General features: G+C 62.9%; 23 protein-coding genes, 1 tRNA gene and 2 pseudogenes. 12 read left to right on the forward strand and 14 right to left on the reverse strand.

Going from position 1 to position 25,074, the window contains the following annotated elements; genetic code table 11:
- Nucleotides 1-22 precede the first annotated feature (22 nt).
- From V9F06_10045 to V9F06_10070, 6 genes are all read left to right on the forward strand, one after another.
- Nucleotides 23-96 (forward strand) — tRNA-Glu (locus tag V9F06_10045).
- A gap of 173 nt (nucleotides 97-269) precedes the next feature.
- Complete coding sequence (locus V9F06_10050) at nucleotides 270-1,274, forward strand: sugar phosphate nucleotidyltransferase (GenBank protein ID MEI2617957.1); 1,005 nt, start codon at nucleotides 270-272, stop codon at nucleotides 1,272-1,274.
- Nucleotides 1,267-2,190 (forward strand): 50S ribosomal protein L11 methyltransferase, encoded by a 924-nt coding sequence (prmA, locus tag V9F06_10055; GenBank protein ID MEI2617958.1) that lies wholly within the window; start codon nucleotides 1,267-1,269, stop codon nucleotides 2,188-2,190. The genes V9F06_10050 and prmA overlap by 8 nt, the downstream gene beginning before the upstream one ends.
- A 6-nt stretch (nucleotides 2,191-2,196) precedes the next feature.
- The gene (locus tag V9F06_10060; GenBank protein MEI2617959.1) at nucleotides 2,197-2,943 is read left to right on the forward strand and encodes an RsmE family RNA methyltransferase; all 747 of its coding nucleotides are present in this window, start codon (nucleotides 2,197-2,199) and stop codon (nucleotides 2,941-2,943) included.
- Between the two features lie 5 nt (nucleotides 2,944-2,948).
- Entirely contained in the window at nucleotides 2,949-4,385 is a 1,437-nt protein-coding gene (locus V9F06_10065) for a DUF512 domain-containing protein (protein MEI2617960.1), read from the forward strand.
- A 26-nt stretch (nucleotides 4,386-4,411) separates the two neighbouring features.
- Nucleotides 4,412-4,723 carry a DUF167 domain-containing protein gene (locus V9F06_10070; protein MEI2617961.1) on the forward strand — a complete coding sequence of 104 codons (312 nt, stop codon included), beginning with the start codon at nucleotides 4,412-4,414 and terminating at the stop codon, nucleotides 4,721-4,723.
- 6 nt (nucleotides 4,724-4,729) lie between these two features.
- Here the strand turns inward: V9F06_10070 and V9F06_10075 are convergent, their stop codons facing one another.
- From V9F06_10075 to V9F06_10090, 4 genes are all read right to left on the reverse strand, one after another.
- Complete coding sequence (locus V9F06_10075; protein MEI2617962.1) at nucleotides 4,730-5,548, reverse strand: glycosyltransferase family 2 protein; 819 nt, start codon at nucleotides 5,546-5,548, stop codon at nucleotides 4,730-4,732.
- Between the two features lie 122 nt (nucleotides 5,549-5,670).
- Nucleotides 5,671-6,126 carry an FHA domain-containing protein gene (locus V9F06_10080; protein ID MEI2617963.1) on the reverse strand — a complete coding sequence of 152 codons (456 nt, stop codon included), beginning with the start codon at nucleotides 6,124-6,126 and terminating at the stop codon, nucleotides 5,671-5,673.
- Between the two features lie 29 nt (nucleotides 6,127-6,155).
- Complete coding sequence (locus V9F06_10085; protein MEI2617964.1) at nucleotides 6,156-6,923, reverse strand: DUF3662 and FHA domain-containing protein; 768 nt, start codon at nucleotides 6,921-6,923, stop codon at nucleotides 6,156-6,158.
- Between the two features lie 63 nt (nucleotides 6,924-6,986).
- The gene (locus V9F06_10090; GenBank protein ID MEI2617965.1) at nucleotides 6,987-7,841 is read right to left on the reverse strand and encodes a hypothetical protein; all 855 of its coding nucleotides are present in this window, start codon (nucleotides 7,839-7,841) and stop codon (nucleotides 6,987-6,989) included.
- A 146-nt stretch (nucleotides 7,842-7,987) separates the two neighbouring features.
- On the opposite strand from V9F06_10090, the gene rpe reads away from it, so the two are divergent.
- Nucleotides 7,988-8,674, forward strand: a complete 687-nt coding sequence (rpe, locus tag V9F06_10095) for a ribulose-phosphate 3-epimerase (GenBank protein ID MEI2617966.1) — start codon at nucleotides 7,988-7,990, stop codon at nucleotides 8,672-8,674.
- Between the two features lie 71 nt (nucleotides 8,675-8,745).
- Nucleotides 8,746-9,291, forward strand: coding sequence for a nitroreductase family protein (locus tag V9F06_10100; protein ID MEI2617967.1), 546 nt, complete (start codon nucleotides 8,746-8,748; stop codon nucleotides 9,289-9,291).
- Here the strand turns inward: V9F06_10100 and V9F06_10105 are convergent.
- A complete protein-coding gene (locus V9F06_10105; protein MEI2617968.1) occupies nucleotides 9,270-10,922 on the reverse strand; it encodes an MFS transporter in 1,653 nt (550 codons plus the stop codon). The two genes, V9F06_10100 and V9F06_10105, sit on opposite strands and share 22 nt — an antisense overlap.
- A complete protein-coding gene (locus V9F06_10110) occupies nucleotides 10,859-11,575 on the reverse strand; it encodes an LppX_LprAFG lipoprotein (protein ID MEI2617969.1) in 717 nt (238 codons plus the stop codon). The genes V9F06_10105 and V9F06_10110 overlap by 64 nt, the downstream gene beginning before the upstream one ends.
- A 159-nt stretch (nucleotides 11,576-11,734) precedes the next feature.
- Between V9F06_10110 and V9F06_10115 the strand changes: the two genes are divergently transcribed.
- From V9F06_10115 to ruvA, 3 genes are read left to right on the forward strand one after another with little or no spacing between them, the layout of a single operon-like run.
- Nucleotides 11,735-12,610 (forward strand): Stp1/IreP family PP2C-type Ser/Thr phosphatase, encoded by an 876-nt coding sequence (locus tag V9F06_10115; protein MEI2617970.1) that lies wholly within the window; start codon nucleotides 11,735-11,737, stop codon nucleotides 12,608-12,610.
- 6 nt (nucleotides 12,611-12,616) lie between these two features.
- The gene (locus V9F06_10120) at nucleotides 12,617-13,486 is read left to right on the forward strand and encodes an amidohydrolase family protein (protein MEI2617971.1); all 870 of its coding nucleotides are present in this window, start codon (nucleotides 12,617-12,619) and stop codon (nucleotides 13,484-13,486) included.
- On the forward strand, nucleotides 13,483-14,070 hold the full coding sequence (ruvA, locus tag V9F06_10125; GenBank protein MEI2617972.1) for a Holliday junction branch migration protein RuvA: 588 nt from the start codon (nucleotides 13,483-13,485) through the stop codon (nucleotides 14,068-14,070). The genes V9F06_10120 and ruvA overlap by 4 nt, the downstream gene beginning before the upstream one ends.
- 127 nt (nucleotides 14,071-14,197) lie before the next feature.
- Here the strand turns inward: ruvA and V9F06_10130 are convergent, their stop codons facing one another.
- The 5 genes and pseudogenes from V9F06_10130 to V9F06_10150 form a co-directional block, all read right to left on the reverse strand.
- The gene (locus V9F06_10130) at nucleotides 14,198-14,587 is read right to left on the reverse strand and encodes a hypothetical protein (GenBank protein ID MEI2617973.1); all 390 of its coding nucleotides are present in this window, start codon (nucleotides 14,585-14,587) and stop codon (nucleotides 14,198-14,200) included.
- Between the two features lie 6 nt (nucleotides 14,588-14,593).
- A pseudogene (locus V9F06_10135) lies at nucleotides 14,594-14,833 on the reverse strand (hypothetical protein).
- Nucleotides 14,805-16,652, reverse strand: a pseudogene (gene pheT / locus V9F06_10140) (phenylalanine--tRNA ligase subunit beta). Before pheT ends, V9F06_10135 begins: the two co-directional pseudogenes overlap by 29 nt.
- A gap of 65 nt (nucleotides 16,653-16,717) precedes the next feature.
- Complete coding sequence (pheS, locus tag V9F06_10145) at nucleotides 16,718-17,761, reverse strand: phenylalanine--tRNA ligase subunit alpha (GenBank protein ID MEI2617974.1); 1,044 nt, start codon at nucleotides 17,759-17,761, stop codon at nucleotides 16,718-16,720.
- A 401-nt stretch (nucleotides 17,762-18,162) separates the two neighbouring features.
- Nucleotides 18,163-19,251 carry a phosphatidylserine/phosphatidylglycerophosphate/cardiolipin synthase family protein gene (locus V9F06_10150; GenBank protein MEI2617975.1) on the reverse strand — a complete coding sequence of 363 codons (1,089 nt, stop codon included), beginning with the start codon at nucleotides 19,249-19,251 and terminating at the stop codon, nucleotides 18,163-18,165.
- Between the two features lie 168 nt (nucleotides 19,252-19,419).
- Here V9F06_10150 and eno point away from each other — a divergent pair, with 168 nt between their 5' ends.
- Nucleotides 19,420-20,730 carry a phosphopyruvate hydratase gene (eno, locus tag V9F06_10155; protein MEI2617976.1) on the forward strand — a complete coding sequence of 437 codons (1,311 nt, stop codon included), beginning with the start codon at nucleotides 19,420-19,422 and terminating at the stop codon, nucleotides 20,728-20,730.
- A 37-nt stretch (nucleotides 20,731-20,767) separates the two neighbouring features.
- On the opposite strand, the gene hutF is transcribed toward eno, so the two are convergent.
- From hutF to gpmI, 3 genes are all read right to left on the reverse strand, one after another.
- Nucleotides 20,768-22,174, reverse strand: a complete 1,407-nt coding sequence (gene hutF / locus V9F06_10160) for a formimidoylglutamate deiminase (GenBank protein MEI2617977.1) — start codon at nucleotides 22,172-22,174, stop codon at nucleotides 20,768-20,770.
- Between the two features lie 72 nt (nucleotides 22,175-22,246).
- Nucleotides 22,247-23,494 carry an imidazolonepropionase gene (hutI, locus tag V9F06_10165; GenBank protein MEI2617978.1) on the reverse strand — a complete coding sequence of 416 codons (1,248 nt, stop codon included), beginning with the start codon at nucleotides 23,492-23,494 and terminating at the stop codon, nucleotides 22,247-22,249.
- Nucleotides 23,491-25,071, reverse strand: a complete 1,581-nt coding sequence (gpmI, locus tag V9F06_10170; GenBank protein MEI2617979.1) for a 2,3-bisphosphoglycerate-independent phosphoglycerate mutase — start codon at nucleotides 25,069-25,071, stop codon at nucleotides 23,491-23,493. Before gpmI ends, hutI begins: the two co-directional genes overlap by 4 nt.
- Nucleotides 25,072-25,074 lie beyond the last annotated feature (3 nt).

The following is a 25,074-nucleotide window of genomic DNA, read 5'->3' on the forward strand; positions in this document are numbered from 1 at the left end:
GTACTCTTCCGATGGCTTGCAGGCCCCCATAGTCTAGTGGCCTAGGACGCCTCCCTTTCAAGGAGGAGAGCAGGGGTTCGAATCCCCTTGGGGGTACCTCGGACGATGACATCTACAACACCCGAACTGCGGCATCCGCCACAGTCAAGTCAGTCTGCGCTCGGTTACACTCTAGCGTCGATTGCGATGGATGAGCCATCGCGGTTTCGGCGGCGCGTGGCGACAGCCAGCTATGGCGAAGACGCCACGATGAGGGAGGTTCAGGACGGATGAACATCATCATCCCCGTCGGGGGGCTCGGCACCCGGCTGCGTCCACAGACCTGGAGTCGGCCGAAGCCGCTGGTGAGCGTGGCCGGCAAGCCGGTCCTCGGACACGTGCTTGATACGCTGAGCGCCGTCGAGATCGATCGCGCCGTCTTCATCACGGGCTTCCTTGGCGAGCAGATCGAGGAATACGTCCGCGATAACTACCACTTCGACGCAGCGTTCGTGAAGCAGCATCAACCGCTAGGGCAATCTCATGCCATCCTGCAGGCTCGCGAACAGGTCTCCGGGCCGTCGCTGATCGTGTTCCCCGATATGGTCTTCGAGGCGCCGCTCGATCGTCTTACCACGCTCGAGGCCGATGGCGCGATCTTCGTCAAGGAAGTCGACGACCCGCGTCGATTCGGGATCGTAATGCTCGATAACGGGCGCGCCACCCGATTGATCGAGAAACCCCAGGCGCCGGAGAACAACCTGGCAATCATGGGTGTCTACTTCGTCCGCGATGTCCAGTGGCTCTTCCAGGCGATCGACCGCCAGATGGCCGAGGGGATTCAGACGAAGGGTGAGTACTATCTCGCCGATGCCGTGCAGTTGATGATCGACGATGGCGCGCTATTCACCACACTGCCAGCGACTGTCTGGGAGGACTGCGGGACGCCCGATGCGTTACTCCAGACGAATCGGTTTCTGCTCGCTCGCTCAGAAACCTGTCCATCCGCTACGGATTCGGTGGTGATTCCACCCGTCTTCATTGCGGATTCAGCGCGGGTATCGGGGTCTGTCATCGGGCCGGATGTCAGCATTGGCGACAACGTGGTCGTTGAAAACGCGATTGTCCGCGATTCGATCGTGGACGCAGGCGCGACGATTGAGTCGGCAATGCTCACCCGTTCGATTGTCGGTCGGGACGCGATCGTGCGGGGCGAGCCGTTGCGGGTGAACGTCGGCGATTCGTCCGACATCGACCTGCGTTCGGATCGAGAGAACGGAGCCAGCCGTGGTTGATACGCCGGGACGATGGGTCGAGGTTGCCGTGCCGGCCAACGCGGAGTCCGTAGAGTCGGTCAGCGAGCTGCTTTCGAGCTACGGATACAACCAGGGCGTCGTCGTTGAGGAGTCCTACAAGCAGGACGATGACGGCGACAATCTTGAGATAGACCCGACCAGGCCCGTGCTTGTCCGCACCTGGCTGGCAGTCGATGACGAGCTACCGGCTCGCCGCCGCCAACTCGAGCACGCACTCTGGCACCTCAAGCAGATCGGTGGTGTCGGAGATCCGACCTTCGCCGAGCGCGAAGAAGAGGATTGGGCGAACGCCTGGAAGGAGCACTTCCAGATCCTCCGGATCGGCGCGTCGTTCGTCGTTCGGCCCACCTGGCGAGAATACGAGGAGCGACCGGGGGATCGAGTCATCCATCTCGACCCCGGCATGGCATTCGGCACCGGCCTGCATCCCTCGACCGAGATGTGCATGCAGTTCACCGAAGAGCTGGATCTCAATGGACGCGATGTGCTCGACATCGGGGCCGGCTCGGGCATTCTCGCGATCGGCGCGATCCGATCCGGCGCTCGCCGTGCAACTGCCGTCGAGATCGATCCGGTCGCATCGCGAGCGCTGACGCAGAACGTGTCGTTGAACGAGATGGATGCCCAGATCGAGGTCATCACGGCAGCGATCGAAGATGCGCCGCTGGCCGATCGAACCTATCCGGTTGTGTTCGCCAATCTCATCGCGCGCATTCTCGCAGACAACGCCGACAAAATCGCTCGACACGTCGCCCCGGGGGGGGCGGTCATCGCGAGCGGCATCATCGACGAGCGAGAGCAGATCGTGTTAGACGCGTTTGGACCCCTCGGGTTCACGGTCGCCGGCCGGAGACAGGCAGGCGACTGGGTGACGCTACTTCTTCGCCGGAGCTGACACGGCGTGCGTGCCCATCGATTCTTCGTCCAGGATCCATTGGCAACTGGCCAGGCAGTCTGGCTCGCGCCGGAGCAGGCGCGCCAGGCAAGGAACGTCCTTCGTCTGCGGGCTGGGGATACCGTGGAGCTGCTGGATGGCTCGGGGCTCATCGCTGTCGCGAGACTGGGACACGTCGAACGCGACAGCGCCAACGCAATCGTGGAGGAGTTAGTCGCGTCGGCGGCGTTGCCGATCAACCTGACTGTTGGTCTCGCGCTTCTTCGCGGGGACCGATTCGAAGTAGCAATTCAGAAGCTCGTCGAGATCGGCGCGAGTAGTATTGTGCCGCTGGCGGCACAACATTGCGTGGTATCCTACGCTGTTGATCGCGAGTGGGATCGGCGTCTGACCCGGTTGCAGCGCATCGCGATGGAAGCGGCAGAGCAATCCGAGCGATCGACGATCCCGCAGATCGCTCGGCCGGTCAGTGTCGAGGCCTTTCTCGCCAAGCATAGCGGCATCTCGCTGGCGCTCGTTGAGCGAAGCGAAGCTGCGGAACAGTTGATGACTGTTTCGTTCGACCGAGATGTTGCCGTGCTCGTCGGTCCAGAAGGTGGCTGGAGCAAACGCGAGCTCCAGACGATCGCCCTGGGCGCTCGGACCGTCTCGCTTGGACCGCTGATCCTCCGCGCCGAGACCGCGGCAATTGTGACAGCCGGCGCCCTCATGCAGCGCGCCTGGGCACGTAATACGCATCAGGAAGAAGGCTAGCGCCCGTGGTTGTACGTGTTCAGGACATTTCCCAGCCGGCCCGTCGTCGACGCACGGCGCTCGCGCCGGACCGACCTGGGGAGGTTCAGCATGTCGCGGCCGGGTCGCTAGCCGAGGAAATCGGGATCGAGCCGGGCGATCGTATCCTCAAGGTCAATGGGCACCCACTTCGCGATATTCTGGACTTCCAGTACTACGCCGCTGAAGAAGAAGTCATCCTCGAGATCGAACGCGATGACCAGATTCACCAGTGCGAGGTCGAGCGCGACGTCGAAGAGGTCTGGGGCATCACGTTCTCTGACCCCACGATGGATGGCATACATGTCTGCGAAAACTCCTGCCCGTTCTGCTTCATCAAGCAGATTCCGAAGGGGATGCGACGCAGCCTGTACGTCATGGACGATGACTATCGCCAGTCAATGCTCCACGGGAGCTTCGTGACGCTGACCAATCTGACCGAAGAGGACTGGCAGCGGATTGAAGAACAGCGGCTTGGGCCGATGCACGTGTCTGTCCATGCGACGAACCCCGAGCTTCGCGCCCTGCTGGTCGGCAACCCGAAGGGCGCGCTGATCATGGAGCATCTGGGGCGACTCGAACGAGCTGGCATCGACTATCACGTCCAGTTCGTCCTCTGCCCAGGCATCAACGACGGGGACGAGCTGGAGCGTTCGCTCCGCGATCTGTCGGACTGTGGGTCACACCTGAAGTCGATCGCGGGGGTGCCAGTCGGATTGACGAAGTTCGGCTTCGAGCGGCAGAAGCTCCGCGTTCGCGTGTCGCGACCATGCAACCGCACCCTTCCGGGCGCGATGCTGGAGATGCGCCGCTACAGCCCCCTCGAAGCCCGTGAGGTGATTGCCCAGGCAGAGCGATGGCAGAAGCATTTCCGCAAAACACGTGGCGAGACGTTCTTCCATCTCGGTGACGAGTTCTACCTGATGAGCGACAGCCCGGTCCCATCGACGCGCCACTACGATGGCTTCCCGCAGGTCGAGGATGGGATCGGCATCACCCGACTGTTTCTTGACGACGCGAAGCGCATCATCCGTCGCGGCGAGAAGGCGAGCGTTGCCGGCGCGGCGGGGATCATCGCCTGCGCCACGCTGATCGGTCCGGCGATGGAGCGAGAGGTTGCAGCCGTGAACGACGCGACCGGCGCCCGGCTGGACGTCGCCGTCGTCGTGAACCAGTTTTTCGGCCCGGAGATCAATGTCTCCGGCTTACTATCGGGCCAGGACCTCATCCGCACGCTCCGAGATCGACCCGGTGATTCCCCGGTCTACATCTCATCGACGATGCTGTCGCGCCGGACCGGAACGATGATCGACGACATGACACTCGAAGAAGTTCAAACGGCGCTCGGGCGTCGGGTCGTTCCGACAGAGCACTTGTCGAACGTCCTGGCCGATCTCCGCAAGGGCAATCGCGTCGCCGCCTGATCGCCCCATCGCGAAAGGAGCGCGGGTTGGTCGAGCGCCTCGTGCTCGCGCTGTCCGGCGACAGCACCATTATCGAGATCATCGTCCAGCCACGGGCGGCGAGGACGGGCGTCTTCGGCGTTCACGACGGCGCTCTGCGCCTGCGTGTCAATGCGCCCCCCGTTGATGGCGCGGCCAACGCAGCAGTGACGAAATTGCTCTGCGATCTTCTGGATCTGTCAAAGGATCGAGTTGAGATCATCGGCGGACACAGCAATCGCCGCAAGCGAATCAGGGTCAGCGGAATGGCCCCGGCGTCCGTCCGCGCCGCACTCGCAACGCACGTCGAGCCGGACTGAGCCCGGCTATCCCCGTCTGTGCCGGCGAAACGCCAGGAGGGCGATCACCGCTACGAACATAACGGCAAGGACGCCGAACGAGCGCGTTGGGCTTGCCGCATCAGGCTGTTCGGCAGCAGCGTCCCTCGGCTCCCGGCGCAGCCGCAGCCAGAGCCGAACTGTCTCGCCCATCGCACGAAAGACGACCTTTGGACTGCCACCCGAGGATTCGCCCGCCGGCCGCGGGTAGTGCTGGACGCCGACCTGCGCGATCGTCGCGCCGCGCTGACGCATGCGAATTAGAAGCTCGGTGTTGATCAGAGCGCCAGGTGTCGTAAGCTCGATGCCCTTCAGGAACTCCGCATGGAAAACCTTGAACGCGCAGTCAATGTCGCGCATCCGGAAACCGAAGAGAACCCAAACGGATAGCCCGAAGATCTTCGCGAAGATGATCCGATAGAATGGGTCCCGGCGCTTGATTCGATAGCCCGCGACGACGTTGTAGTGTGGGACATAAGGTAACAGCGCGCGGATATCGGCGATGTCAAACTGGCGATCAGAATCCATAAACATGACCGCATCACCAGTGGCAGCGGTAAAGCCGGAGGTCAACGCCGCCCCATAGCCACGGTTCACCCCGTGGTGAACGGCGCGAACGCGCGGCTCCTCCGTGGCCAACCGATCGACGATCTCGGCGGTCTCGTCGCGGCTACCGTCGTCAACAACGATGATCTCAAAATCGGAGACGACCTGAGGAAGGACCTCCAGCGCGCGCCGGACAACCGCCTCGATATTCTCCGCTTCATTGTGGGCCGGCAGCACGAGCGACAGTTTGCGATTGAGCATCCACCCTCCGCGACCCTTGCACACGAACCCCGCGTCCACGCCTGGCGTGCCGCGGGGTTACCGATGGCCGCGCCTAGTATACGGGACGACGCCACGCTCGGCGGTCGCGACAGATATGGCGGCTACGGGACGAGCTGGAACCGGATGCCGCCGATCTCGACAAAGTCCCCGGTTCGAATGCCAGTCGGAACGCGAATCTGCGTGCCGTTGACGAATGTGCCATTCGTCGAGCGCAGGTCGGTGACCCACCAACGATCCTGCTCCCAGCTGAGCTGGGCATGCTCGGAAGAAATAAACGAGCTTTCGACGTGGATCGTTGCCCTCGGATGCCGGCCAATGACAGATACGGGCTCGAGGTCAAACACTTCACCGCGGCGCAGATTCGACTCCCCGGGTTCGGCAACCATCAGCGCGCCGATCGGCGCGGGCACGCCCGCAACGGGTTCTCCCCGGGTTGCGAGGGCACGCAGCTCGCGGGACACGACGCGAATGACCTGGTAGACGAAGAAATACAGGAGGAAGATGAACACAACCCGCAACAGCAGGACGAACCATTCAAATGGCAGCTCAGAAACCAACGATTGATGACCTCACCGGCGCGGCAACTTCAGTCGCGGCTCATGCCGCTGGACGGCGTCGAATAGGGCAGAAGCTCCATCGCGACGGTCCCGAAGGTAATCATATCGCCGTCACGGAGGCGGGCTGTCGCGATCGGCCGGCCATTCACCTGTGTCCCGTTCGTGCTCTCCAGGTCCCGCAGCTCGTAGACACCATCGCGCACCTCGATCTGCGCGTGGTGGCGCGATACCTCGGCGGCATCGATGACGACGTCATTGTCGAGCGCGCGGCCGATCTGGATCAACGGTCGACGAAGGATCACTGTCTCTCCGGAGTGGTTACCGCCCGTGAAGCGAAGGAGCTTCGGCGGCACATCTCCCGCCGCGCGAATCACGCGATAGACCTCGGTTCGCTGGATCTCATCCTGAGCGACGCGATCGAGGCCCGGAAGTTCCGCGATGCTTGCATCCACCCGGATCTGGCGACGGACAACGGCGTCTTCGCCGAAGATCTGAACCCGGACGAGGTCGATAAACCGGTAATCGCGCCGATCTGCCTGGTCGATGAGCCACTCCTCCATCTGATGACAGAGGGCAGGGACGAAATCGGCGAACATGACCATGTCAAGCGGGTTCATGCTGACGCGGTAGTCGTTCGGCACGATCATGCCGTCGACCGAGGCGACCTTACGACTCTCCATCGCCCGCTCCAGCCGACGGCCGATTTCGGCCGGCTGAATCGCTGGGCGGAAAATTCGCCCGACCGTGCCCTCGACCACGTGCTCGAAGAAATTCTCGAACTTGTCGAGAGCAGTCATGCGCTTGAGGCTCCGAATGCTGTCAGGCAAATACCAGGACCCTGCGGCTGAGCCGCGCCCCGATTATAGGAGCCGCGTTTCAGGCTGGTCAAACCCGGGGGTGGCGGCAACTTGAGCGAGCGGGAAACGATCGGCGCCTGCCCGCGTCAGAACCCACCGCCCAAGCGCGTAGAACGCGTAGACCTCCAGGCCGAACGGCAGGTAGCCGCCATAGCCCAGGATCGGCATCTCGAAGATGTGCAGCCAGCCGACGTGAGGGATATCGTAGGTCCACTTGGGCATCGCCCGGATGTTCCACATCTCCCAGAAGAAGCCGCAGATGAGCGTGCCGAGGCCCAGGTTGAGTACGATCGACCAGTCGCGCCGCGCCAGATGCTGGCCGACGGAATCCGCGCCAAGCGCAGTCCCGACCGGGTCGATGATGAAGACCAGCGCCAGCCAGACCAGCGGGAAGGCGTAGCCGGGCCAGAGCGCGGTGGCCAGCACCATCAGCCAGCCGGCAAGGTGATAGCCAGCCAGCCAGCCGCGGGACATTGGCATCCCCGGCAGCGCCCTGAGCCAGTCCAGGCGAAACGAGCGCACGAGCTCCGCAGTCGTCAGCACGGCCGGCATCACCGTGGAAAACGCGACACTGGACAGCAGGAATCGCGTCATTCGCCCGTAGTCGCGCGGCAGGTGATAGACCCAGTTGCCAACCAACCGGTTCAGCAGCTCGAAGACCCACCAGAGCGGCACTGACAGCACAAATAGCCATGCCACCCGCCATCCGGATCGCACAATCGGAGACGTTCCGGTTCGCCATTCCACGATGGAGTCAACGGTGAGGATGTAGCCGAGCCAGAGCGGAAAGAAGGTGTAGTCGGAGTACGGGCGGGCGTGCGTCCAGGAAACAGTCCAGCAGACACCGACCAGCAGCAAGCCAGCGATCGCCCGGACCCGATGGCTGAGAGCAGGGCGTTCATGTGTCCGCGGAAGTGCAGCGCCGGTCATATTGCCAGTATAGTGCGGATTGCGCCGGAAACGAGTCGGCGGGATCGGGCACGAGCGGGAAGGGCGGAGTGACAATGGCACGGACTGAGCGCGTGATGCTGTCGCCGTCGATCCTGAACAGCGACCTGGCGCGGCTGGCCGACTCGCTCGCGCTGCTGGAGCAAGCCGGGGCCGACTACGTCCATCTCGACGTCATGGACGGGCGGTTCGTGCCGAATATCTCGATCGGCATACCAGTTGTCGCGTCGGTTCGAGAGGCGACCAGCTTGCCGTTGGACGTGCATCTGATGATCGTCGAGCCCGAGCGGTACGTCGAGCAGTTTGTCGCGGCCGGCGCGGATATCGTCACGATCCAGGTCGAGGCGACCGCGCACCCGCACCGCGTATTGCAGTCGATCCGCGAGCAAGGCGCGCGCGCCGGCCTGGCGCTCAACCCCGGCACCCCGATCAGCCACGCAATCGAGCTCCTGCCACTCTGCGATCTCGTGCTCATCATGAGCGTGAACCCCGGCTTCGGTGGTCAGAGCTTCATCCCGACATCGCTGCGGCGTCTCGGCGAGGCTCGCGCGGCGATCGATGCGGTCGGCTACCCGACAATCCTCGAGGTGGACGGCGGGATCACCACGCGAACCGCGCCGAAGGCTGTCGAGGCTGGGGCGACAATGCTGGTGGCGGGCACCGCTATCTTCGGGGCGGAGGCCGGCGTCGTCGCCGCCCTCCACGACCTGCGAGGCGCGGCAACGGCGAGGAATAGCGGCTGAGCGCCAGGGGTTGAGATCGACACGCGACCTGATGGTCGAGTCAACAGTCGGTAGCTGAGGAGCAACACACGATGCCACGCCTGACAAACCCCGCGGAGATCACCCAGGAAATCCGGAACGTGCGCCAGACCCGCCAGTACACGAGTGGCGCTGTGTCCGACGACACAATTACCGAGCTACTGGAAATCGCGCGCTGGACCGGCAGCTCACGCAACACCCAGCCCTGGCACTTCATCGCCATCACGGACCGGGATCTCCTGCGTGCAATCAGCCAACTGCGGCCGGCGATCAACTGGGTGTCCGCTGCGCCACTGGGGGTTTCCATCGTCCTGGACGGGGACGCAGAACTGAGTGAAGCGTATGACGAGGGTCGGGTGATCGAGCGTCTGATGATTGGCGCACATATTCTGGGTCTCCATAGTGGCGTCGCCTGGTTTGGCGACAATGATCAACAGGCGGAGGCCAAACGCCTCCTGAACATCCCGACAGGCCGGACCGCAAGGTCGTTGGTGGCGGTCGGACACGCGACGACAACAGTAGACCCGCGTCCCAACCCGGCCCAGGGTGGGCGGAAACCGCTCGACGAGGTCGCCAGCTACAACCGGATGGAAGGGTAGTCCTCGCTCAGCGGCTCAATCGAATGGTCATCAGCACTCTTGTTCCGGAGCAACGCCACTGCGCCAACCGCAACAACGCAGACCACGGCCGCGATGATGAATGTCTCGCGGATCACAGCAAGCGTCAGCGGAACAATCCGCTCGTTCAGTAGTTGCTGTTGACGCGTGAAATACTCAGCGGTCGTCTCGCCCGGATTCGGGCTGACGGGGGGTAGCGCGACGATCCGGCGATCGAGTCGAGCGAGCCCCCAGGCGGTGATCGCCGACAGGCCCAGCGTCATCCCCAGCAGACGGGCAAGCAGGACAAGCCCAGACGCCGCGCCATAGTCTTCGAGGCGAGCGGCGCGGATCGCAACCTCACCGATCGGGGCGACGACGATACCCAGACCAACACCAGCGGTCGCCATTGTCATGGCCATCAGCCCCATCCGGAGCTCGTCCGGCCACCACCACATCGCGGCGAAGCCGAGCGCGCCGATCAGCAAACCAACCGTCGCGACGGGTCTGATGCCCCGAGCATTAACCAGACGACCACCCGCCACCGCGCCGACTGTCATCGCGAGGGTAAAGCTGCCAAGCAGCAGAGCGGTGCGGGTGGCCACGTCACTTGCGTCTGAGAGCAGCGCGACCGCAAGAGGCGCGTTGACCATCGCGGTTATCAGCGCAACACCGACGAGCGCATTTGCGACGCCGGCGGACTGGAAGAGACGTTGTCGGATCAATGATCTTGGTAGTATCGGCTGTGCAGAACGACGCTCGACGATCACAAACACACCGAGCAGAACGAGCGCAACCACCAGCAAGGGCCAGCGCCACGGCGCGAGCGGATTCACGTCTGCCCCGAGCCGCGCCGCGCCCTGAGCGCTGCTCAGTCCCGCCTCGCCGCCCGATGAAAGCGCCAGGCAGAATGCCACGAGCCCGGTCGCGCCGAGAATCGCGCCGGCAAACCCCGGTCTTTCGGACGAGACCGGCGGTCGCTTCTGGACCCCACCGGCTGCGAGCATGACTCCCGCGGCCAACCCGATCGGGAGGTTGAGCCAGAAAATCGCTCTCCACGAGCCAAGGAGCTCGAAGATCAACGAACCCCAGACCGGGCCAAGTACCCAGCCGAGTGTATCGACCGCCGCGACGAGCCCGAGCGTGAACGCACGCCGGCGCATCGGAACGATGTCCGCAACAAGCGCCATCGACACTGGCAGCATCGCGCCGCCGCCGAGGCCCTGCAGCGTTCGCCCAAGGATCATCGTGCCGAGTTGGCCGGCCATGGCGGCCACGATCGACCCCACCAGGAACAACACAAGCGCCGCGCCAAACACTGGGAAACGACCGAAGAAATCGGACAGCCGGCCGGTCAGAGGCACAGTGACGGTGTAGGCAACCAGGTAGGCGAGCACGATCCACGAGTAGCGATCGGCGTCAACAGCGCTGATTCCGAGGTCAGCGATGACACGAGGAAGGATCGGAGCTACGACCGTGAGGTCCAGCGCGGCCAGAAATACAACCGCCAGAACAGGCAGCAGTCGACGCCAGGGTGTCGAATCCTCGGTACTGGCGATCGTATCGACGTTCAGGATGTTGGCGGTGGCTGGATGTCGACCGCCTCTCCCTGTTTGCTCAGATCCAGCGTCCATGCGACTGGATTCTTCCGCGCACCCTCTGGCTCCTTCAGCGAAACACGGAGTAGATCGTTCGTGCCGGCGTCCACCCAGAGTGTGACTGAAATAACATCGCCCTGAATCGACCCGCTGGTGACCTGGCTCACTGCGTTCTGATCGACCGTCCCCGTGATCACCCTGGTGTCGCGACCGCCAACAGAGTCGTCCTTCCCGAGGGCAGCGCCTTGCAAGTTCGCGAGAATCGGCTTGATGCCATTCTTCTCGTCGAAGACGACGGCAGGGTTGTAGCTGAAGTCAGCCGGCGCGACTTCCCACTTCCCGCTGATGAAGTTGGTCATCCATGTCTTGTCGCCAATTGCAATCAGCGAGATGTTCGCCTGGGTAATCTGGATATCGATCCGCGCGTCGGCATTGACAGCGTCAGGCCGCTTGAGAACCCCCTCGGCGCTTAGCAGCTTGATCGACTGAGCGCTGTCGATGAACGCGTCGCCGTCGACCGTCAACTTGAAGTGCGCCGTGTCGGTCGCTGCCCAACGATCCCCGGCAGCAGTCAGGACCGATGCAGCCGTCGGTTTCGAGCTGCTGCTGGACGCGCTTCCCGTACTGCAACCACCAGCAAAGACGAGCAGACCGAGGATCACGATGCTGAACAAGCGTAACCGGTGCATCTACACATCCTGTCTGGATCGCATCCCACAGCGGTACGGTTCCCGCCTCTGGTCGGGAACGTACAGTATCATATGGCCCGGGAACCTACTCGCCATCCATGCGCACCCTGTCAACGTCCGTGGACGCGTGCTATCGCTCAACCGAGGAGTATCTCGATCGTGGAGGACAGTCGGCTGATCGTCGGGGCAGCAACCGATCCGGGGCCTGTCCGTGAAGCGAACGAGGACACCGTATACCACGATGTCGTCGCCAATCCGATCGCTGGCGACCTCCTGGTCCTCGCAGTTGCGGACGGCATGGGCGGGTATCAACGTGGCGAAGTCGCGTCGAGCATGGCTGTTGACGCCTTGCGCGACCGGTTCACCACCGCCGACACGAGCGACGTCGTCGTGCTGCTGAAGCAGGCGTTCCGGCAGGCAAACGAGTCGATCTTCAATGGGGGTTCGGCTGCCGGCGAGCACAACATGATGGGCACAACCCTTGTTGCCGGCGTTGTTAAGGACATGGATCTCGCCATCGGCAACATCGGCGACAGCCGCGCCTACCTGGTTCGCGCCAGGACTCTGAACCAGATCACCAACGACCATTCCCTCGTCGCCGAGCAGGTGGCGATGGGCGCAATGACGCATGACGAAGCGCGCGGCAGTCACCACAAAAACATCATCACACGCGCGTTGGGGCATCGCGAACGGGTCGATGTCGATATCTTCGAGCTGACGCTTCTGCCAGACGACCGGCTGCTCTTCTCGACCGATGGCCTCCACGATCATCTCGAGGACGACGAGATGACCACCATCCTGCTGACGATGTCGCCAGAGGATGCCGCCAAGGAGATGGTCGACCGCGCCATCCGTGCCGGATCGACAGACAATGTCACGGCGCTTTGTGTCTGGGCGGCGCCTGTTAGCGTCCTCGACGCGCCGCCGGCCGCGGCGCCAGCCGAAGCTCGCATGAACGTGCTGCTAACGGCGCTCGTCCTGCTCGGGCTGGTGATCTTCATCGCGATCGTCGGCTATATCGTCCTGGCGACCTGACGCACGATGCTCAGCGGAATCATCGATGCCCATGTCCACATCTTCCCGCCCGAGATTGTCGCTGCCCGCGAGGAGTATCGCGCCCGCGATATGTGGTTCGGAATGCTCTACGAACGCCCGGACTACCTGTTGGCATCCCCCGACGACCTGATCTCGAGCATGGATGCAGCTGGCATCGAGGTGTCGATCGCATGCGGCTTCCCGTGGGACGACCCGGGCATCTGCCGGGAGCACACGCGGTGGATGGCGGAGGTCCGCGCGCAACATCCGGGACGAATCGAGTTCCTGGCCATCGTCGCCCCGAACGACCCGTCAGCGGCAAGGGATGCCGAGCAAGCGTTCGATCTCGGCGCGGCCGGCATCGGAGAGCTCAACGCGGACGCTCAGGGATTCGATCTGCGCTTGCCAGGGTCCATTTCGAATCTGATGGGCGTCTGCCGCGAGCGCAGCAAGCCAGTCATGCTGCACGCATCGGAGCCGGTTGGCCATATCTACCCAGGCAAAGGCACGGCGACACCTGACCGATTGTTTGACCTGCTTCGCGCGTATCCTGAGCAACCCGTCGCTCTGGCGCACTGGGGCGGGGGCCTGCCCTTTTACGAGCTGAACCCGGCTGTTTACAAAGTCACGCGTAACGTGGTCTACGACTCGGCCGCGACGACGTATCTCTACCGTGACGCGGTATTCCCGGCAGTGATGGGAATCATCGGACCGGATCGTGCCCTTTTCGGCAGCGACTACGCGGTGCTCCGACAGGATCGTCTCCTGCGGAAAGTGCGGCAGGTAGTGTCCGGAGACGCGGACCAACAGATGCTGCTCACCAGAAATGCCCGACGGTTCTATCGGTTGGACGGCCTGAAGGAGATCGCAACGTGATTGCTGGCGTTAGAGGGCTCATCGTCGCTCAGGAACCGGCGGCGCTCATCATCGATCTCCATGGCTTCCTGATCCGGGTGCTCACGTCGGGACGAACCGCATCCGCGGCTGGGATCGTTGGGGATCGCGTCTCGCTTCTGACACATCTCGTCGTCCGTGAAGACGCGCTGACACTCTACGGCTTCATCGACCAGGACGAGTTGGACCTGTTTCAGCTGCTACTCACCGTCAGCGGCGTCGGCCCACGAGTGGCGCTCAATCTACTGTCGTTCGACGAGCCAGCCGTGATCTACGCGGCGATCTCGGACGAGGACGTGAAGCTCCTGTCGCGGACGCCGGGTATCGGTAAGAAGATTGCCGAGCAGATCGTGTTTCATCTCAAGCGGCGGCTGCCGGAGACCATCCCGACGGCGGGCGGGAGCGGCCCGCTCGACACGGCGGACCGCGAGGCGCTCGCGGCTCTCGAGGCGCTGGGCTACACGCTCACCGAGGCCCGCGGCGCGCTGAACGCCGTGCAGACTCGTGACGGATTGACGATCGAGGAGCGAGTGTTCCAGGCGCTGCAACGGCTGGGCAACACCTGACTCACGCCGCTCATCGACCACAGCATTACTGACATCATGCGTTGGAACGTCCAACACGCGCGAGGCGCGATCGCAGGGATGCTGCTGGCTCGTGAAGCTCCCCTGGCGACCGCAACCTCGCTGCGGCTTACGCCCGCAATATCCCCTTGACGCGCTTTGTGAGATTCTGCGTGATCCGGCCACGGATGCGCTCGACCTCGTGCTCCGCGAGCTGTCGATCGGGCGCCGAGAATGTCACACGATACGCGAGACTCTTCTTGCCTTCGCCGATGCCCCGACCTCGATAGATATCGAACAGCGTGATGTCAGATGCGAGGGGACGCGCGCCATCGGCGATTGCCTGCCAGACGGCGCTGGCCGGCGTGTCTGCGTCGACGACAACCGCGAAATCCTGTCGGATCGGCTGAAATCGCGAAACGGAGGAGACATTCCAGGTCTCGAGCAACGATTCGGCGAACGGCGTCAGGTCAATTTCGGCGAAGGCGACCCGGCCGGCGACGGCAAATCCTTGTGCCACTCGAGGGTGAACTTCCCCTGCAACTCCGATCTGGACCCCATTCAGCTCGATAGACGCCGATCGTCCGGGCTGCATCGACGGATGATCCAGCGCACTCCAGCTCAGGTCGCGCACCCCGAGCCGGTCTCCAAGCACCTGGACGACGCCCTTGAGATCGAAGAAATCCAGCTTCTTCCTCACTACCTCGGAACCACGATTCCGACTCTCGCGCGCCGCTGAGAGCGATCGCAACGACACGCGGCTCATCAGGCAGCTCGTCACGGCCTCGTGGCTGATATGTCCGGGCCGTCTCGAAGATCGCGACGCGATCACCGTACTTGAGGTTCTCGGACACCATCCGGAGCAGCGACGGCAACATCGTCGGCCGCATGATCTCCCAGTCGGCGCGGGGGGGATTCGTCGCTCGAACCATGTCAGCGTCGCCGCGACGGAACGCGCCCAGAATACGAGGCATACCGCCGCCGTTGGGAGCGAGGCTGGCAAGGTCGACATCGGAGATCATCGAATAGGTTATGACCTCGGTCAGACCGGCGGCGACCAGCGCATCCTGGGTCACACGATCGACGAGTCGAGCCGGATCACGGGAGACCGGGACCGTTCGGCCGGTCGGCAACGTCTCAGGAAGCGATTCATAGCCGTAGACCCGAATAATCTCCTCAACCACATCGGCGGGGATGTTGATGTCGCTTCGATATGTGGGGGCCGAGACGACAACGACCGGATCTCCGCCGTCGTCCTCCACCAATGGTTGAAGATCCAGCCGGCCGAGAATATCGACCACGGTGTCGATCGGGATCTGCATCCCGAGCAGCCGCTCGACCTCCGCGTAGCGCATCCGCACGACGTTCCGCTCGCGCGGCCGCGGATAGGCGTCGGCGACCGCCGTCACCCGCGCTTTCGGGTCGATCTCGGCGAGCAACGCGACGAAACGTTGCAACCCGACCCAGGCCAGGTTGGGATCGACACCGCGCATGAAGCGGGCAGAAGCCTCGGATGGAAGCTTCTGGTTGCGGACTGTACGCCGGACCGGCTTATCGCCGAACGATGCGGACTCGAGCAAGATGGTTGTCGTCGAATCCGAAACCTCACTCTCGACGCCGCCCATCACACCGGCGATCGCGACGGCCCGATCAACGTCGGCGATCACGAGTGTGTCGTCATCGAGCTCACGCATGACATGATCGAGCGTCTCCATCTGCTCGCCCGGCATGGCGCGACGGACGATGATTCGCCCACCATGGATATGCTCGGCGTCAAAGCCATGCATCGGCTGCCCGACCTCGAGCATGACGTAATTCGTGATATCGACGATGCTGTTCACCGGACGCATCCCGGCCAGGGTCAGCCGGCGCTGCATCCAGTCCGGCGACGGCCCGACGGTGATGTCCTCGATCACCGCCAGCGCGTACCTGGCACACAGGTCCGGCGCCTCGATGACGACGCGAGAGTCATCGCGCGGCATTGTCGACAGGTCGACCGTCGGAACGTTCCGGGCGGTGAGATCGAGAATCGCCGCCAATTCCCGCGCGATGCCAACGACCGAGAAGGCGTGAACCAGGTTTGGCGTGATCTCGAACTCGATGACGTCATCGCCGAGGTAATCGCGAAGCGGTACGCCGACCGGGGCGTCGTCCGGCAGCACGAGGATACCCTCATGCTCTTCCGACATGCCGAGCTCCTTCTCGGAGCAGACCATCCCCTCGGACTTCACCCCACGAATCTTGCTGGCCTTGAGCGTCTTGTATTGCAGCGTGTCGACATAGGGATCGATCAATCGCGCGCCAACGAGCGCGAGCGCGATCTTCTGGCCCGGCAGAATATTCGGCGCGCCGGTGACGACAGTGAGCTGATGCGGGCCGGCGTGGACGGTTGCCAGAACGAGGCGATCCGCGTCGGGGTGAGGCACAACGGCGATGACTTCGCCGACGAAGACGTACTCCCACTCCTCGCCAACGCGGGTGACGCTCTCGGCCTCCAGGCCGGCCATCGTCAGTCGGTGGGCAATCTCAGTCGTTGGGAGTTCGGTGTCGACCATATCACGGAGCCAGCGAACGGGTACGCGCATATATCACTCCTCCAGGCTTCGACGGGCAACCCCGCCGCCGCAGTCAACGGTTCGCAGGAACAACGTCAGAGCCGCGCCCGGCCGAACTGCGACAAAAAGCGCAGATCGTTGCCATAGAACTGGCGGATATCCTGGACGTTGTACTTGAGCATCACCAGCCGCTCGACGCCCATGCCGAATGCCCATCCGGTGTACGCGTCAGCGTCGTATCCGACATTCGCAAGCACGTTTGGGTGGACCATTCCAGCGCCGAGCAATTCGATCCAGCCGCTGTTCTTGCAGGTTCGGCAGCCGCGCCCGCCGCAGAACGGGCAGTCGATCGACATGTCGACACCAGGTTCGACGAAGGGGAAAAAGTCGCAGCGAAAGCGCACCTTCCGCTCGGCGCCAAACATCTGGCGCGCGAACTCCGCGAGTGTTCCCTTCAGGTCAGTCATCGTAATCGCGCGGTCTATTGCCAGACCTTCGATCTGATGGAAGTGCCACTCGTGTGTCGCGTCCTGCGCCTCGTACCGATAGGTGCGGCCCGGCACGACGACCCGAACCGGCGGTTCCTGCTGAAGCATCGTGCGGACCTGCATCGGGGACGTATGCGGGCGAAGCGTGATCTCGACCTGGTCGGTGTCGATGAAGATCGTGTCCCAGACGTCACGGGCAGGATGATCCTTCGGGATATTCAGCATGTCGAACGAGTATTCGGCCAACTCGACTTCCGGCCCCTCGACCGTTTGAAATCCGAGATGCGCGAAGATCTCGCTGACCTCGCGGATCATGGAAGTGATCGGGTGGAGACTACCGACCGCAGGTTTGCGTCCGGGCAGCGAGACATCAATCGACTCAGCGAGCAACCGTGAGTCAAGCAGCTCCGACTGGATCGCCGCCTGGCGTGACTCGAAGGCCACCTCGAGTTCCTGCTTGAGCGCGTTCAGCTCGCGGCCACGCGCGCGACGCGCGTCGGCATCCAGTTCAGCAAGACCTTTCAATGCCTCGCTCAGGCTGCCTTTTCGGCCGAGCATTTCGCGATGCCAGCCAGCAAGGCCGGCCTCGTCGGTGACCTGCGCGAGCGCGCTCAGCGCATCCCGTGACAGGTCAGACAATGTCCCGCTCATCGTTCTCTCCCTCACCGATTGTGCGAATCAGCCCTCGGGCGCGATACAACAAAAAAAGACCGTCCTCCGCCAGGGGCGAAGAGCGATCTCGCGATACCACCCTGATTCGCCGGTCGCTTGCACGGGCCGGCCTCAGTCACCCGTTGTGAATCTCGATCCACACCAGGCGGGCTCCAGTAACGGGGAGCGACCGGAGACGACTAATTGCCCCACGGGCTTTCACCGTCCAGCTACGGAGTGAACGTTGCGGCGGACATCCGAGCCGGCTCTCAGTCGGATCGGCCTGGCATCCCTGTCGGTGACCTGCTCCGCAACCCGTCTCCATCGACGCTGCTCTGTTATTGTCCGCCAGTATAGCAACGTCACCGTGAGACGGCATCCATCACAGCCTCAGGCGGGCGCTACAACGGGATCGACGCGGCCCGGTACTTCTGGATAAGGTGCGAGATGAAGCTGGCGTAGTCCGCCGCCAGCGCCGGGGAGTCGATAATCAGAATGTTCTCAGCGTTGAGGGTCGCGCTTCGGCTGAAGTTGTAGGAGCCACTGATCACCGTGTCATCGACAATGAGCACTTTCGCATGCATGAAGTCATGCGGAGTCGTCGGGCTGTATGGCGTCGAGTTCTTTCCCACCAGTCCCGCTTTTGCCACAATCTCCCGGATCGCCGGGATCTTCCACGTGTTGTGCGGCACTGTCTCCCATTGGTCGAGGACTGATGCCTGTTGCGTTCGGTCATAAACACCGGCGATCGATACGTCTCCCGCATTGAGCACTGATTCGAGCGCCTGCAACAATGAGGACGCGTTCAACAGCATGCTGCATATGAGGATCCGGCTACGGGCCGCTTGCACGATTGCCGCAATCCGATCGCCAATCTCTTCGCCGCGACCCGGAGAGAATTCGACTCGGATGCTTGCTGGCTCGCCTTTGTACAACGTATCGACCGGTTCGGTTGTGAAATCACCGCTGCCTTCGAAGTTGCCATCCTCCCACAGCTCGGCAAAGTTGCGCGCATACCACCCCGCGATGCGGGCTGAGTAGACATGCAGGATGTTGTTCTCCTGGAGCGTCCAGGAATCATCGGTGAAGTTCGTTGATCCGGTCCAGACCGCGCCGTTCGGCAGGCCGGCGTCCCGAACGATGTACTTGTGGTGCATCAGCTTTCGACCGTCGATCCCGCATGAGTCGTAGCCAAGGGACTCCACAAGCTGCTCGGTGCCCGATTCAGCAGGGTCTGCTCCATGAAGAAGATCCGGCTGCTCTGGCTTCTCCGCGTCATAGGCAATCCGGATGCGGACACCCGCCCTTGCGCGGTCATCGAGCGCCGACGCGATGATGTCGCGCAGAGGTCCACTGAGCCGCATGTCATAAACCGCGATATCGAGTGTCGAGCGCGCAGCCTGAATAAACTGGGCGATGTGATGTCCGACGGACACGGCCGTTTGCTCATTCTGCGAGAGGAAGCGCACTTCCAGCGTGTCCTGCGTCAATCCCGTCGATCCTTTCCCGCCTGGCGGCCCAAAGACGAACACCTGTAGAGAGAACCGCAGCACGCCATGACGCGCGTGTGGAGCAGTATGCAGCGAAACAGGTACGATAGCCGCAGAACACGCGCGATGCGCGCGGGCAGGCACGACGATCGGCAGTGGAGGGCGAATATGGTGTCTGGCTGGAAGAGCACGGCGATAGATTCGATCTGGGCAAGAGAGATCCTCGACTCACGCGGGAACCCGACGGTCGAGGTCGATGTCACCCTGCAGGACGGGTCGTTCGGTCGCGCTGCCGTGCCATCCGGCGCGTCGACGGGCCAGTTCGAGGCGGTCGAGCTCCGCGACGGTGACGCCAACCGCTATGGCGGCAAGGGCGTCCTGACGGCGGTTACGAACGTGAACGAGGTGATCGGACCCGCGCTCGACAGTATGGACGCCACCGACCAGCGGCAGATCGACCATCTGATGATCGACCTCGATGGCACGGACAACAAGGGTAACCTGGGCGCGAACGCGATACTGGGCGTGTCGATGGCCGTCGCCCGCGCGGCCGCTGCCGCGAGCGAGCTTCCGCTCTATCGCTACCTCGGCGGGCCAAACGCCGCGACACTCCCAGTTCCGATGCTCAACATTCTGAACGGTGGCAAGCACGCAACCGGTTCGAGTGTCGATTTTCAGGAGTTCATGGTGATGCCGGTTGGGGCATCGAGCTTCAGCGAGTGTCTCCGCTGGGGGACTGAGGTCTTCCACAGCCTGAAGAACGTCCTTTCCGAACACGGATACGCGACGTCGGTCGGCGACGAGGGCGGCTACGCTCCAAGCCTCGGCTCGAATCGCGAGGCGCTGGAGCTGATTGCGGAGGCGATCAAGCGCGCCGGTTTCACGCTGGGCGAAGACATCATGCTCGCGATGGATCCGGCCTCAACGGAGTTCTTCGAGGCAGGCAAGTACCATCTGCGCGGCGAGGGGCGCACACTCACCGTCGAGGAGATGGTCGACTGGTATGCCGACGCGCTCGCCGAGTATCCGATCATCTCGATCGAGGATGGGCTGGCCGAAGATGACTGGGCCGGCTGGAAGAGGCTGACCGAGCGGCTCGGATCCGCAGTGCAACTCGTCGGCGACGACCTGTTCGTGACCAACACCGAACGGCTGGCACGCGGCATTCGGGAGGCAGCCGGCAACTCGATTCTCGTGAAGCTGAACCAGATCGGCACACTCACCGAAACACTCGATGCCATCGAGCTAGCGCACCGCAACGGGTTCACAGCAGTGATCTCCCACCGATCGGGCGAGACAGCCGACTCGTTCGTTGCCGACCTGGTCGTTGCGACGAACGCCGGCCAGATCAAGACTGGCGCGCCGTCGCGGATGGATCGGGTCGAGAAATACAATCAGCTCCTGCGAATCGAGGAGCAACTTGGCGGCGCGGCGATCTTCGCGGGCCGCAGGGCATTTGGCCGGCGTCTGGAGAGCTGAACATGATCGCCCGCGGCTTCGGTGCCGCGGGCGATCGTCACGATGTGAGGCGGGCGATCGTCGCGCGGTATCTCGCGAAAATTACGTCCTCGGCCAGATGGTGACCGTCCTTCACCACGCGCAGACCGCCAACGTAGACATCCCGAATGGCGGATGATGTGCCGTTGAAGATAAGCCCGTCAAGCACAGTGTCTGGCCCGTGGCTGATCAGCGCCGCGTCATTCGGGTCGAGCACGACGAAGTCGGCACGCCGGCCCGGCACGATCGCCCCAACCGGTTGGCGCAGCGCTCGTGTTCCGCCCTCCAGCGCCTGATCGTAGAGTTGTCGTCCCGGCTGGACACCACCAGTTCCGCGATTCGGCAGAGTGAAGAGGCTTCGGTTCGTGAGGCGCTGACTGAACGCGAGCAGGCGCAACTGTTCGGCGACACTAATCCGATTGTTGCTATCCGTTCCGATGCCCCAGACTCCTCGGATCCCGCTGTAATCGCCCAACGGGAAGATCCCATCCCCGAGCTCTGCCTCGGTGGTGGGGCAAAGGCCGGCGACTACACCTGCCGCGCTCATGCCCTTGCGCTCATCGGCGTCGCAATGCGTTGAATGAATAAACGTCCAGCGATTATCGATATCGAAGTGGTTCAGCAGCCACTCACCCGGTCGCTTGCCCAGCCCCGCCAGGCACTCTTCGACCTCCCGTGTCTGCTCCGCAACATGGAGGTGAACCGGCAGGTCGGGATAGAGCGACACCAACTCCGACACGATCCCGGAAAGCTCGGCGGCATCGACGGCCCGGAGTGAATGCGGCGCGATACCCGGATACAGCAGATCATTGCCAGCCGACGCGGCGACAAGATCAGCGACGAGTTGCGCCCATGTGTCCGGAGCGAGGATGAAGCGACGTTGCTCCGGCGCTAGCGGCCGGCCAATTCCGGCTCTGGTATAGAGCGTCGGCAGCATGGTGAGCCCGATCCCGACCATTTCCGCTGCCGATATTACGCGGGTAGACATCTCGGCCACATCATCGTATTGCCGGCCATCCGGGGCGTTGTGAAGGTAATGAAACTCGCCGACGCTCGTGAATCCTGCCGACACCATGTCCAGAAATGCCTGAGCGGCTAGCGCCTCGAACTCCTCCGGAGACGGCCGGTTGGCGAAGTCGTACATCCTGGTGCGCCAGGTCCAGAAGCTCTCCTCGATCGTCGTATTCGTCGGCGGCTCGACGCGGCCGGCGAGGCCACGCTGATGGACGTGAGAATGGACATTGAGCATACCGGGGATGACGAAGCCATTGATCCGCTCAATGTCGGACTCTGCCCAATCTGCCGGCTGGGTCCCCGAGACAGTATCAATGAATCCTCGCTCGTCGACAGACAGGTAGGCTGGAGAAAGCCAACCGTCTGGTTGGTGCAGATGCTCAACGCGGTATCGACCCGATCGTCCACTCACCATGTCTCTCCTTGTTCGGCGCCTTCGCTCTCGTCAGCCATCATCGCCGGCGTCAGGGCTCTTGCCAGCCGGCTAGACCAGCCGGCCATCTTCAACGACAACGCGCCCGCTCTTGACGACGGTTCGCACAGCATTGCGCCCAAAGCGATAGGCAATATCCTCGTGACGTGGGACATCCAGCACGATGATATCGGCCAAAGCGCCCGGCGCGAGCGTGCCGATTCTCCCGCCACGACCAACAGCCTCGGCGGCTCCCCGCGTCGCGGCCAGGATCGCCTCGCCTGGTGACAATCGGTAAAAGCGGCAGCCGAGGGCGACGACGAGCTGCATGCTCGGCATCCAGCCGCCAGGGCAGATGTCGGTCGCGAGCGCAATCCGCATTCCGGCGGTCAGCATTGCTCGGCCATCGGCGAGACGGGGATGATCGACGGCGAAATCGATCGAGGGCATGAGGACGCCAACAACACCAGCGCGAGCGAGCGTCTTCATCTCCTCCGGTGTCGTGTAGTTGAGATGATCCGCCGACACACACCCCAACTTCGCCACCAGACCAGCAGCGCCGGTATGCGAATACTGATCGACATGGATCTTCGGTCGGAGGCCAGATGCCAGCCCGGCCTCGAGGATGCGTTCGGTGTCACTGTTGTCGAAATAGCCGGGCTCGCAGTAGACGTCGCAGAACTCGGCCAACTGCTCATCAGCGACGCGCGGGATCATGTCACTCACGATCATGTCGACGTATCTCGCGCGATCGACGCCAACCGGAACGGCATGAGCGCCGAGAAACGTGCTGACAATATCAACCGGTAGCCGACGCCCGATCTCCCGGCCAGCGCGTAGCATGTCGATCTCTGCCGCAGTCTCAAGACCGTAGCCGCTCTTGCTCTCGATCGTTGTCGTGCCGGCCAGCAGCATTTCTTCGACACGCGGGAGCGCCTCCGCGACGAGTCCATCGACACCCAGTCGTCGAGTCGCATCGACGGTCCCAACGATGCCGACCGGCACACCAGCCGCGCGCAGGACGTTGAGATCGCCTCCGGTCAGCTTGGCCGAATACTCGTCAACACGGCTTCCTCCGAAGACGACATGCGTATGGCAATCGACGAACCCGGGCATGACGACGTTGCCGCCAGCATCGATGACGACGGCGCCATCGAGATCAACCGCTGCTGCGACATCGTCCCATGTGCCAACGACCAGAATCTCATCCCCGGCAACGGCCAGCGCTCCTTCGCGCACGATGCCAGGGTCCCTCTCTCCAGCGCAGGTCAGAAGCTCCGACGCATTCCGGACAATCAGATCCGCACGAGGCCGCGTCATTCCATCCCCTCTGATTTCAGGCTGAACAGTGGCTTGCCGGTCATATCCGCCGACGGGGCAATGTCCAGAAGCTTCAACACGGTTGGCGCAACATCCGCGAGCCGGCCGGAGTCAGGTAGTGCCGCCACTCGCGACAACACGTCGTCCGGGGCGACGACAACGAATGGCACCGGGTTGGTTGTGTGTGCCGTCATTGGATCGCTACTGCCCGGGACGAGCTCTTCCTCCGCGTTGCCATGATCTGCCGTCACCAGAACGACCCCGCCCGCTGCGAGCGTGGCATCGACGATTCGTCCGAGCTGGGCATCGACAGTCTCAGTTGCAACGACTGCAGCAGGGATCACGCCGGTGTGGCCGACCATATCGCAGTTCGCAAAATTGACCACGATGAAGTCGTACGTCCCAGCCTCAATTCCCGTCACGACGGCGTCGCCAACTCCTGCCGCGCTCATCTCCGGCTGCAGATCGTAGGTCGGCACCTTCGGGGAGGGAATCATGGCCCGATCCTCCCCGTCAAACGGCTCCTCGCGGCCGCCGTTGAAGAAGTAGGTGACGTGGGCATACTTCTCTGTCTCAGCAACGTGAAGCTGGCGAAGGCCGGCCTCTGATATCACTCGGGCGATTGGAGAGGTGATCTCAATGGCCGGGAACGCGATCTGCGTGGGAAGATAATCGGCGAATTCGGTCATTGCGACAAAATCGAGATTGGTCGGCCGGTCGGGAAATTCGACGCCCTCGATCGGGGGACCAACCAACGCCTGAGTTAACTGTCGCGCGCGATCCGCCCGGAAGTTGAAGAAGATCACTGAATCGCCGTCACGTATGACGGCTGGATCTGCTGTCGGCTCACGCACCGAGATCGGCTCGATGAACTCATCCGTCGTGCCCGCTCGGTAGCTCTGCTCGATAGCAGCCACAGGATCGTCTGCGATCGAGCCGTCGCCGCGGACCATCAGATCGTAGGCCTTGCGCGTTCGATCCCAGCGGCGATCGCGATCCATCGCGAAGTAGCGGCCGATAACCGACGCAATCTGTCCAACGCCATGCTCGGTGATCATTCCTTCGACCTGACGCAGATAATCGACGCCACCGGTTGGCGACGTATCGCGCCCGTCGAGGATCGCGTGTATCGCGACTCGGTCGACGTCGTGCGCGGCGGCGAGTTGCAGTAGCGCGTCCAGGTGCCGAATGTGCGAATGGACGCCACCATCGGACACGAGTCCGACGAGGTGGAGAGTGCCTTGGCTATCGCGGGCGCGTTCAGCAGCGCGCACCAGCCCGGGGTTACTGAAAAACGATCCGTCCTCGATCGCCAGATCGATCCGCGTGATCGACTGATAGACGACAAACCCACCGCCGAGGTTCAGATGCCCGACCTCCGAGTTTCCCATCTGGCCATCGGGTAAGCCAACATCCCTACCGGAAGTCCGTAGCGTCGTGTGCGGGAATGATGTCCACAACCGGTCGAAGATCGGCGTGTCGGCCTGTGCGATCGCATTGCCGGGTCCCGGCGGCGCCAGTCCCCAACCGTCGAGAACCACGAGGATGACCGGCTTCAATCGAGCGGTGTCGGTCATGAT

It is taken from the genome of Thermomicrobiales bacterium, from assembly GCA_037045155.1.
In the GTDB taxonomy this organism is placed as follows: domain Bacteria; phylum Chloroflexota; class Chloroflexia; order Thermomicrobiales; family CFX8; genus JAMLIA01.